This window comes from Bacteroidales bacterium (assembly GCA_018334875.1).
Lineage (GTDB): Bacteria > Bacteroidota > Bacteroidia > Bacteroidales > UBA12077 > JAGXLC01.
In genome coordinates this window covers 1-8,022 of the sequence record JAGXLC010000186.1, presented here as the reverse complement: position 1 = coordinate 8,022, position 8,022 = coordinate 1, and the positions used below count along the sequence as shown (strand labels likewise).

The following is an 8,022-nucleotide window of genomic DNA, read 5'->3' as shown; positions in this document are numbered from 1 at the left end:
CCTTCTGTGGGAGTTGATTTACAGGGCCTAACCATGAGCGCTTATGTAGCCTCAGCCGGGCATGTAAAGGTGGTGTTTTTCAACGGAAGCAACAGCAGCGTGGATCTAGGGACCATCGATGTGGCCATTGCCAATTTCGGAAAGCCCTGATGATAGAGTAAAATTGATTTCTGAAGCATCGAAAGGGACTGGCTGCCGGGTGGCGGCCGGTCTTTTTTTTGTGCGGTAACCCTCCAAAAGACAGTTCCCCAGATGGGGCGGAAAAAAGTCACCAAATATTGTGACTTTTCTCAATCCTTTCGTCTTAAAAGATAGATTTAAAAATAATCAATCTTATGAACAGGAATCTATTCGCATCAGCAGCCGGGATAATTCTGGTTTTCCTCCTTTTTGGTTTTAATGTAACTGGAAATCTAAAACTGTTTCCGGTTGATGAAAACCAGATAGATGGAGATATTGGAAATATTGAAAATATAGAGATCCAGTATTTTGAATTCAATAATATTCCAAAAAAGAATGAGGAGAATTATAAAGGCCTGAGCGGATCCACCCTATCCAATCTGGATGCCTATACGGAAAAGCTATACAAGAGAAGAGGGTTCAACGGAAGCATTGTCATTGGGCGCAATGGACATATGGTATATAAAAAGCACGTTGGATATACCAATTTAACCTATAGAGTAAGACCGATAGATGATACCAGTAAATTTCAATTGGCTTCTCTTTCGAAACAATTTATAGCTGCATCGGTGATGTTATTATACCAGCAAGGAAGATTGAATTATGCAGATTCTGTCACCAAATATATAGGCGGCTTTCCCTATAAAAATGTAACCATACGTCATTTGTTACACCACACATCAGGGGTGCCGAATTATATGTGGCTGGCCGAACATGAATGGAAGAAAGAAACACCTCCCGACAATGAAGAGATGATCAAAATGATGTGCCGGTACGATTTAATACCCCATTTTGAACCCGGTACCCGTTATAGATACAGCAACACTGGTTACATGATCCTAGTGGGTATTGTAGAACAAATCAGCGGAGAGGCAATTGATGCTTTCCTGGATGCGCATTTCTTCTCCAAGCTGGGCATGAGCAACACCTATGCACGCAGTTTTTCCGATGATCCCATTCATCAGTACAGGAAAGATCCCAGGTACCCCGGTGAGCTTTTGGGATACAGATGGTCGTCCAGAAGGTATGTGGCCATCCCACCTACTGTTAATGACGGTGTAATAGGGGATAAAGGGATCTATTCGACCGGTGAGGATCTGATGAGATGGGACCAGGCGCTCGACCGGCATTTTATTCTTGCCGATACCACTATCAAAGCAGCCTATGAAAGAGGGGTAACGGCAAGAGGCGACACCATTCCCTATGGTTTTGGATATCACCTGCCGAAAGGAAAGAAAGATCTGAAGGCCTACCATAATGGTGTATGGAACGGATTTACAAATACATACAGAAAATACCATGGGGACGCTTTAACGATCATTTTGTTGAGCAACAGCAGCTTTAAAGGTATTACCTCTGCAACCCGTGGCATAAAACATATAATCAATTGACCGCAAAGGGATTGTTCATTTGAACAGGTGGTTACAAAATTCATTTACCCGGAAAGTTCTGTCAGAATTCATTGTGGTTCATTGATCCATCTTTCGCGGATTTAATGGTTGCGCAATGTATAAAAAAACACTAACTTGACTTACAGCTAAGTATGAAGATAACCAGGAAAATCAAAACGAAACATTAGTGGACCATTTGACCAACTATTCTGACAAAGAGCTCATCGTCCTGATCACTGAAAAAGGTGAGATAGATGCCTTTGGCGCACTTTATGACAGGTATATAAAAGTGGTCTTTAATAAAGTATTGATCACTTTCGGACATTTTCAGGATTCAGAAGATATTACGCACGATATTTTTATGAAAATATTCCTCCGTCTCAAAACATATAAGGGTGATGCAGCTTTTTCCTCCTGGGTCTATTCGATCACAAATCATCATATCATCGATGTGATCCGTTCAACAAAGAACAAAAAAAGATATGACTATGAAACAGACATGACTTCTATCCCTGAAGAACCGGATGATGAACAAATATTAACGATTGATTCATCCAAAATAACGCGCATCATGGAACAACTGGATGAAGAGGACCGGATGATTTTAATCCTGAAATACAACGACGAGATGTCGCTGAAGGGGATCATGGAAGTTTTCAAAATAAAAGAAAGCACTGCGAAAATGCGTGTGAGTCGTGCAAAGAAGAAAGCATACAAGATATATAAGGAGCAATTTAAAAGCATTGAAGTATGAGAAAAAAGCCCAATCCATTCAAAGAGATTCATGAAGATGTCGAGCCTCCTGAAGCGCTTAAAAAAAGAATCATAAGAGACATCAAAATGCATCAGTTGATTGCCGATTCAGCAGAACTGTTTACGGTTAAATTCGGCAAAACGCTGGGAGATCTATTCTTAAAAAGAACAAAAAAAGGAACCAATCATAAAAACGATAAAATATGACGCAACTTGAGCAATGGAGACAAATCGTAATCAACTCGTTAAGTACCCTGGGTGAGGAAATCATGCGCATTCTGCCCGGCATCCTGGCGGCTGTTTTGCTGCTGCTTGTTGGCTGGCTTTTGGCAAAGATCCTCTCACGTGTCATCTCCCGTTTGTTTCGCCTGTTGCATTTCGACAAGCTGGCGGCCCGCATCAACGAAATGAAATGGATGCAGAAATCCGAGTACAAAGTAGTGCCCAGTAAGATTATAGGCAAATTCGTTTATTGGGTCATCCTGTTGCTGTTTATCATCACCGCTACCGACACACTTGGATGGAGCGCTGTTTCCCGGTCTTTTAACCAGTTAATCACTTATCTGCCCCAGTTATTCAGTGCGATCATCATTTTTGTGGTGGGATTTTATCTGAGCAACCTGATCAGAGATTTTATAAAAACCACTTTGCAGTCTTTTGAAGTTGCTTCTGCATCTGCTCTGGGGCAATCCGCATTTTATATTATTATGGCCATTGTTGCCATCACGGCTTTAGAGCAGGCCGGGGTTGAAACATCTCTTCTTACCTCTAACATCACTTTAATTATTGGCTCTGTTCTGTTGGCCTTTGCTGTAGCCTTTGCCATCTCGTCCCGGGATGTTTTCAAAAATATCCTTTCCTCTTATTACGGCAAAGGTAATTTTCATGTGGGTCAGTATATTAAATACAACAAGCTACAGGGGGAAATTGTAAAGATAGACAGGATGCATGTTACCATAAAGGATGGAAAGACAAAGCATGTCATACCTACATCCCGCCTGATCTCAGAAGAGTTTGAAATTGTTGAAAAATAGATACATGCTTTTACATCACCACCAAAAACACACCTATTATGAGAAGACAAAAATCACCCAAACAATTCATTAACAAGCTGGCCATTGTGCTTGCTTTAGCCATCTTCAGTATGGGCGGATGCAAAAGTCCGGAGTCTGAAAAAGAGGCAGAAAAGCTGATAGAAAAACAAACTGAAGCTTTGGAGACCCAGCAGGAAGCTGTTGAAGAAACATTCAACGACCTTACAACTGTCAAAGATTCCCTGGAAGAGCAGCAAAACAGATTAGAGAACGAACGACAGCAGATCAGTGAAGAAATAGACAAGCTTTCCGAGAGTCAGAAAGAATTTGCCAAGACCCAGAAACAGGAGCAAATCGATCGCCTGGAAGAACGGAAAAAATCTATGCAGGTAAAATTAACCCGTATGAATGACAGCCTCTCTGACATTGAAAACAGCATCAGGAGCCTGGAAAGGAAGAGAGACACCCTTTCAGTCCAGGAGAAACAGGTCAATGAACAACAACAACAAGCCAGGAAAAAACTTGTTACGGGCGTTGACGAGATTGACAGCCGACTCGAAGAACTCGATGAAGAAACCCGCATGAAGGAAAATCAGCTTGAAATTCACCGGCAGCAAATCAAACTGTCCAATCAAAAGATTGAGTTGTTGAAAAAGGAGAAGAATCAATATCTGCGGCAAAAAAACCAGGCGCTCACAGAGAGTGGGGATGATACCCGGCTGGAACAGATCAATCTGAAGATTGAGGAGATTAACAACACTATCGAAGAAGAGCAGAGTAAAATTAATTCTGCCGAGCGATCCATCGCTTCTATACAAGACTGGATGAACGACGTGGAGCAGCTCAAACAAAGGCTTCGTGACATGATGGAGCAGGAATACAGCAACAATGAAATGATAAAAGAATTCAGCAAGGAGGAGCAGGAACGACTGAATAGTGAAATGAATACCCTCAATCAGCAGGAGGAGAAACTTAACTCGCTTAAAAGCGCCCTTGCTGAGCAAAAATCGCAGATCAGCCAACGCCTGGACTCTCTGAACAAGGAGATAGAGGTAGTCAGAAACCAGGAGCTGTCCGATATCCTGGCCGACAAATCGGCACTGGAGGAGGAGGAAGCAGCCCTGGCCCGAAAAGAAGCCGATCTGTTGACTGAGTCCGGCAGGGATAAAAAAGAGCAGAGAGATTTGGGCGACGAGGTTGAGGGCTCAGCAATGCTGAAAAGCCTGGAAAGTGAAATTCGTCAAAAAAGAGAACGCATTGAATCCCTGCAAAAGGAGATTGCAGAAGATCGCCAGGAACTTGCCCAACAGCGATCCGAACTGGAAGCCCGACGCTCCGAAAAAGTCAAAGCGATCCGCAATACCGTCGTTATAATCATCCTGGCCGGGATTGTTGTTTTGGGTCTGTTGTATTTTCTGGGCAGAAGAAGAAAAAAAGCCAAGCAAAGTTAATAAGTTTTCAGTGAAGGGACCCCGCCCTGGCGCGGCAAGCCCTTCAGCCTACTGATTGAAATAAGAAACAATCAAATGCATATAAACCATTTAAAATAATTGAATTATGGCAACTAAAAACACATCCAATAACACCGGAAAAGAAGAAGAAAACAAAACTTCCGGAGAAGAGCAGCAAAAGACCTCCGCTCAACAGGAAGAGCAAAAGTCTGAATCTACCTCATCAACAAAGAAAGGATCGCAGACAAAATCCACAACTACGGGAACCGGTAAAAAGACCCAATCATCAGGAAAATCAAAAAGCGGAACCAGTAAAAGCGCTTCTTCAAAGTCCGCCGGTAAAGCCAAAAGCAAAGGCTCCGGGGAAACCGGAAAAGCGCAGGACAGCAAAGAGAAAACTGAAAGCCGCGATTTCTGGAAAGAAGCTGGTGAAAACATTTCCGAGGGCTCCAAGGTGATCAATGAAGAGGCCAAAGTGATCGGTGAGAAATTGTCCTTCTACTCAGAGAAAATCTTTGGCAGCATAAAGAAAACATCTTCCGAGGCCTACAAAACCGGGGCTGAATTAACCAAAAATGCGGTGAACAGAGCCCAGGAACTGGCAGAGAAATACCGGGATATGTACGAGATGAGAAACCTTAACAATGAAAAGAAAAAATTGGGATCGCAGCTGGGTGTGAAATTGTATCTGGCAATGAAAAACAATGACAATGCCATACCTGATGATTTCACCAAAGATGAAGAGGTGCAATCCCTGTTAGAGCAATTGGAAGAGGTCGATAAAAAAATTATTGAGCTGTCCAGTGATATAGAAGATAAACAAGGATGATCTTTTCTCTGGTAAAGCTTATATAACAAAATAACAGTTTTACAGGCGCTTAGCGGCTAATCTGCTGTAGTGGCTGCTAAGCGCCTTTTTGCTGTCAGTAAACATGATCCATAAAACTCAATCTTGTGAAACTTCCATGATACCTTAACACGAAAAATGATATGTTTATCATGGAAGTTCCATATGACCAATTAATTAAATAAAAAAAGAACCATATGAAACCTGCATGCACGAACTTCCACAACAAGGACATGATTATTTCATGCAGGTTCCATAAGGCCAATATATTAATAAAAAAATAATCTTATGAAAAATATTGAAACTTTAAAAACAACCATCAACTATCTTTTAATACTCTGGATAGTGATATGGGCTTATTTTGCTGCTTTTAACTGGGCAGTATTTACTGTTAGCCTGAATATAAACCTTGGATTTACCGTTGTTGCCGGTTATCCCTTCCTGTTTTACTCCCTTGCGGGTATTGTAATCTTAATTCTGCTCCGGTATATCGCTCAATATTTAAGAGAACGGCAAAGAACCCATGAAAAAAATCTTGAGAACAAGATAACCATGCAAGGCAAAGATATTGAAATACTTAAGTTAAAAGAAGTCCTGTTTAATATACAGACCAAGGAATACAACCAGAATGCCGAATCCATGAAATCGCTCAATGAAAAGTTGAATAAGATTTCTGAACAGATGCAGGCAAATCCTGAAAATCCTGAAAATTCTGAGGATGAAGAGGATAAGAAACAAAATATAGCTGATAAAAAATAACCCGATATTTTTATAAATCAATATTTTGCTCTAAATTAGAGGAACATTTAGAAAATGGATTCAATCCAAATAGACACGTTATGAAAAAAATTGATTACGCTTTCGAAGATTTTAAGAGTTTGAGCAGAGAAGAAAAACTGAACCTGATTGCTCAGAACCTGAAGAACCCGGATGACTTTAAAAAGGAAACCAAAGCATACCGTTTTTCCGATGATTCCCTGCAGGAAAAACTGGAACAACTCAGTGAAAATACAATATCCAATTTTCATTTACCCTATGGTATTGCACCCAACTTTCTTGTTGACGGGAATACCTATCACGTCCCTATGGTAACGGAAGAAAAAGGGGTAATTGAAGCGGCTTCAAAAGCTGCCGGGTTCTGGTATGATCACGGCGGATTTCACACCGAAGATATTGCTACGGCCAAACGGGGATACATTCATTTGATCTGGACTGGCGATTCCGAAACATTGGAATCGCTGTTCAATCAATTTGCCAAAGAAATAGATATTAAAAATTTTGATGGTTCCAAAGACCTTTCTGACCATGAGATGAAGATATCCGAAACGTGGCTGTCGGATATGACAAGTGAAATGGATCATTATTACCTCTTTGGCTTTTCTTTTGAAACAGGAAATGAAATGGGGGCCGCGTTTATCAACTCGTTTCTGGAAAATACCGCCAGGGAATTCAAAGAATATACAGAACAACACGAACCGGGTAAGCTGGAGATTCTGATGGCTGTTCTCTCCAATTATACCCCGGGTTCTTATGTTAAAATGAAGGTAGAATGTCCTGTTCATGCCCTGGGTGAGATTCATGCATCCATGGAAGGAAGCCAGTTTGCAGAGAAATTTCAAAAGGCTGTACAAGTTGGCAAGTATAGTGTTTCCAGGGCAGTCACCAATAACAAAGGGATTATGAACGGCATTGATGCTGTATTGATAGCAACAGGGAATGATTTCCGTGCAGTAGAGGCAGGAGTCCATGCCTATTCCATAACGAAGGGGAGGCCTGTCTCGCTCACTGATTGTGAGGTGACCAATGACACCTTCACCTTTCGAATTACCATTCCCCTTGCTTTGGGTATTGAAAACGAACTAACCCGGCTGCATCCCCTTGCATCCCAATCACTGGACATATTAGGACACCCTTCAGTGAAAGAATTGATGAAAATCACTGCGGCAGTGGGTTTGGCAAGTAACTTCGGTGCAATCACATCACTTATTACAGCCAATATATAAAAAAGAGGATACAATGATTCCGGCTGACGGCTTTTGTTGCTGATCAGCCGGATCTTTCAACACCTGCTCTTCCTGTTCTCTTCTTTCCTGGTGATCTTTCCTCACTTCATTGCGGGCATACAACACCACCACCAGGAACAGCACCATGATACCCGCCAGGATATAGGAAAAGGTTCGGGCGGGTTTTTTCTTTGCCTGGAGAACAAGGGTCAGACCTGTATAGAGCATGTATATCCCATACAGGTTTACTCCCAGGCTGATCACTGCTCCCGGCACATAGGCGATCCCATCAAAGAAACCCAGGAAAGCATTGAGGGGCAGAAGCACCATGAGGGCTGCCGCAATAAGAAAGGCCGATTCAAA

Annotated in this window: 9 protein-coding genes; 8 read left to right on the top strand and 1 reads right to left on the bottom strand. The window is 41.9% G+C overall.

Annotated features, from left to right (window positions below; all coding sequences use genetic code 11):
• Positions 1-335: 335 nt before the first annotated feature.
• The 8 genes from KGY70_13680 to KGY70_13645 all read left to right on the top strand — a co-directional run bounded on the left by KGY70_13680 (position 336) and on the right by KGY70_13645 (position 7,659).
• Positions 336-1,571, top strand: coding sequence for a beta-lactamase family protein (locus KGY70_13680; GenBank protein MBS3776239.1), 1,236 nt, complete (start codon positions 336-338; stop codon positions 1,569-1,571).
• Between the two features lie 187 nt (positions 1,572-1,758).
• On the top strand, positions 1,759-2,325 hold the full coding sequence (locus tag KGY70_13675; GenBank protein MBS3776238.1) for an RNA polymerase sigma factor: 567 nt from the start codon (positions 1,759-1,761) through the stop codon (positions 2,323-2,325).
• Positions 2,322-2,531 carry a hypothetical protein gene (locus KGY70_13670; GenBank protein MBS3776237.1) on the top strand — a complete coding sequence of 70 codons (210 nt, stop codon included), beginning with the start codon at positions 2,322-2,324 and terminating at the stop codon, positions 2,529-2,531. Before KGY70_13675 ends, KGY70_13670 begins: the two co-directional genes overlap by 4 nt.
• Positions 2,528-3,358, top strand: coding sequence for a hypothetical protein (locus tag KGY70_13665; GenBank protein MBS3776236.1), 831 nt, complete (start codon positions 2,528-2,530; stop codon positions 3,356-3,358). Before KGY70_13670 ends, KGY70_13665 begins: the two co-directional genes overlap by 4 nt.
• 38 nt (positions 3,359-3,396) lie before the next feature.
• Positions 3,397-4,809 (top strand): hypothetical protein, encoded by a 1,413-nt coding sequence (locus KGY70_13660; protein MBS3776235.1) that lies wholly within the window; start codon positions 3,397-3,399, stop codon positions 4,807-4,809.
• 106 nt (positions 4,810-4,915) lie between these two features.
• The gene (locus tag KGY70_13655) at positions 4,916-5,638 is read left to right on the top strand and encodes a hypothetical protein (GenBank protein ID MBS3776234.1); all 723 of its coding nucleotides are present in this window, start codon (positions 4,916-4,918) and stop codon (positions 5,636-5,638) included.
• A gap of 306 nt (positions 5,639-5,944) precedes the next feature.
• Positions 5,945-6,415, top strand: coding sequence for a hypothetical protein (locus KGY70_13650; protein ID MBS3776233.1), 471 nt, complete (start codon positions 5,945-5,947; stop codon positions 6,413-6,415).
• Between the two features lie 80 nt (positions 6,416-6,495).
• The gene (locus KGY70_13645) at positions 6,496-7,659 is read left to right on the top strand and encodes a hypothetical protein (protein ID MBS3776232.1); all 1,164 of its coding nucleotides are present in this window, start codon (positions 6,496-6,498) and stop codon (positions 7,657-7,659) included.
• Here KGY70_13645 and KGY70_13640 read toward each other — a convergent pair.
• Positions 7,636-8,022, bottom strand: a 387-nt coding sequence (locus KGY70_13640; GenBank protein ID MBS3776231.1) for a hypothetical protein, incomplete at its 5' end; no start/stop codon positions are given. The two genes, KGY70_13645 and KGY70_13640, sit on opposite strands and share 24 nt — an antisense overlap.

Excerpts from the sequence above, each read along its gene's own strand:
- KGY70_13655 (MBS3776234.1), top strand. The coding sequence starts at position 4,916 with ATGGCAACTAAAAACACATCCAATAACACCGGAAAAGAAGAAGAAAAC.
- KGY70_13670 (MBS3776237.1), top strand. The coding sequence starts at position 2,322 with ATGAGAAAAAAGCCCAATCCATTCAAAGAGATTCATGAAGATGTCGAG.
- KGY70_13680 (MBS3776239.1), top strand. The coding sequence starts at position 336 with ATGAACAGGAATCTATTCGCATCAGCAGCCGGGATAATTCTGGTTTTC.
- KGY70_13650 (MBS3776233.1), top strand. The coding sequence starts at position 5,945 with ATGAAAAATATTGAAACTTTAAAAACAACCATCAACTATCTTTTAATA.
- KGY70_13665 (MBS3776236.1), top strand. The coding sequence starts at position 2,528 with ATGACGCAACTTGAGCAATGGAGACAAATCGTAATCAACTCGTTAAGT.
- KGY70_13645 (MBS3776232.1), top strand. The coding sequence starts at position 6,496 with ATGAAAAAAATTGATTACGCTTTCGAAGATTTTAAGAGTTTGAGCAGA.
- KGY70_13660 (MBS3776235.1), top strand. The coding sequence starts at position 3,397 with ATGAGAAGACAAAAATCACCCAAACAATTCATTAACAAGCTGGCCATT.